Annotated in this window: 1 protein-coding gene; it reads left to right on the top strand. The window is 68.8% G+C overall.

The window, feature by feature from the left end:
* On the top strand, window positions 1–2,060 hold a 2,060-nt coding region (locus FOF48_RS36115; RefSeq protein ID WP_255443074.1), incomplete at both ends, for a condensation domain-containing protein.

The following is a 2,060-nucleotide window of genomic DNA, read 5'->3' as shown; positions in this document are numbered from 1 at the left end:
TACCGCCCTGACGGCCGCCTCGAATACCTCGGCCGCATCGACTTCCAGGTGAAGGTGCGCGGCTTCCGCATCGAGCTGGGTGAAATCGAAGCAGCCCTCCGCCGCGCTACCGGCCTCAAGGACGCTGTCGTCATCGCCAGGGGCGAAGCTGCTGACAAGCGCCTCGTCGCCTACGTCACCCCTCGCGAGGGCCACTCCCTCGACATCGACTCCCTCAAGGCTCACCTGCGCCTCGGCCTCCCCGAGTACATGGTGCCCTCCGCCTTCCTCGTGCTCGACGCCCTGCCCCTCAACTCCAACGGCAAGGTCGACCGCAAGGCCCTCCCCGAGCCAGAAGCGCCCCAGGCCACTCACTCCTACGTGGCTCCTCGCACCGAAGCAGAGGCCTCTCTCGCTTCCATCTGGGCCGAAGTCCTCCGTCTGCCCCAGGTTGGCGTGAAGGACTCCTTCTTCGAACTTGGCGGACACTCCCTCCTCGCCACCCAGGTGGTGTCTCGCGTCCGCTCCGAGTTCAACGTGGAGCTCCCCCTCCGCGCGCTCTTCGAGTCCCCCACCATCGAAGCCCTCGCCGGACGCCTGTCCGCCAGCACCGGCCCCCGAGTCCCCAAGCTCACCCCCGTCTCTCACGACGGCCCGCTGCCGCTTTCCTTCGCCCAGCAGCGCCTGTGGCTCTTGGATCAACTTCAGCCCGAGGACGCGTCCTACAACATCCCCACGGCGTTGAGGCTCACGGGCCGCGTGGACGTAGAGGCGCTGCGCCGCGCCTTCGAGGCGCTGGTCGCTCGCCACGAATCCCTGCGCACCACCTTCCGCGAGAACCAAGGCCACGCCATCCAGCATGTCCACGCACCGACGCCATGGACGCTGCCGCTCGTGGACCTCTCCTCGGTGCCCGAGCCTCAACGTGAGGCCGAGGCCCAGCGGAAGGTCGAAGAGGACGCGCATCAGCCGTTCCAACTCCAGCGAGGTCCGCTGCTGCGCACCGCCCTGGTGCGGCTGGGCGCCGAAGAACATCTGCTGCTCGTGACGATGCACCACATCGTCTCCGACGGTTGGTCCATGGGCGTCCTCGTCCGCGAAATGGCGGCCTTCTATGAGGCCTTCACCCAGGGCCGCGCCCCCACCCTGACACCCATGCCCATTCAGTACGCGGACTTCTCCGCGTGGCAGCGCCAGTGGCTGCAGGGAGAAACGCTGGAGGCGCAGCTGGGCTACTGGAAGCAGCAGCTCGCGGGCGCTCCGTCCGCGCTGGAGCTGCTGACCGACCATCCGCGTCCCGCCATCCAATCCCGCGAGGGCGCGACCCACTCTGTCCAGGTCTCGCAAGCGACGTCCAAGGCACTCAAGGCGCTCGCGCAACGTGAAGGCGCCACGCCCTTCATGGTGCTCCTGGCCGCGTTCCAGCTCCTCCTGTCGCGCTACGCCTCGCAGGACGACATCAGCGTGGGCTCGCCCATCGCGGGACGCACCCAGGCGGAGACCGAAGGCCTCATCGGCTTCTTCGTCAACACCCTCGTCCTGCGCGCGCGGGTCGCTCCCAAGGCGACGTTCCGCGAACTGGTCGCCCAGGTCCGCGCCACGACGCTCGCGGCCTACGAGCACCAGCACCTGCCTTTCGAGAAGCTCGTCGAGGCCGTGCAACCCGTGCGCGACCCGAGCCGCAGCCCGCTCTTCCAGGTGATGTTCGCGGTACAGAACGCCCCCACGGGGAGCCTCCGTGTCTCCGGCCTCACCTTCCAGCAGGTGACCGCCGAGATGCGCTTCGCCAAGTTCGACCTGACGCTGACGCTTCAGGACTCCCCCCAGGGCTACATCGGTGGGTTCGAGTACAGCACCGCGCTCTTCAAGCGGAGCACCGTGGAGCGGATGGCCCGCCACCTGCGCACGCTGCTGGACGCCGTGGCCACTGCCCCCGAGCAGCCCATGGCCGAGCTCCCGCTGCTCTCCAGCGAGGAGCGTCAGCGCCTGCTCGTGGACTGGAACCCCTCCGCGGTCGCCAGTCCCACGGACCTCCCCGTCCACGTCCACTTCGCCCGGCAGGCCGCGCGCACGCCGGACGC

This window comes from Corallococcus sp. Z5C101001, from assembly GCF_007352635.1.
Taxonomy (GTDB): Bacteria; Myxococcota; Myxococcia; order Myxococcales; family Myxococcaceae; genus Corallococcus; species Corallococcus silvisoli.
Note: the sequence above shows the minus strand (reverse complement) of the source record. Positions and strands in the feature narration are given on the sequence as shown.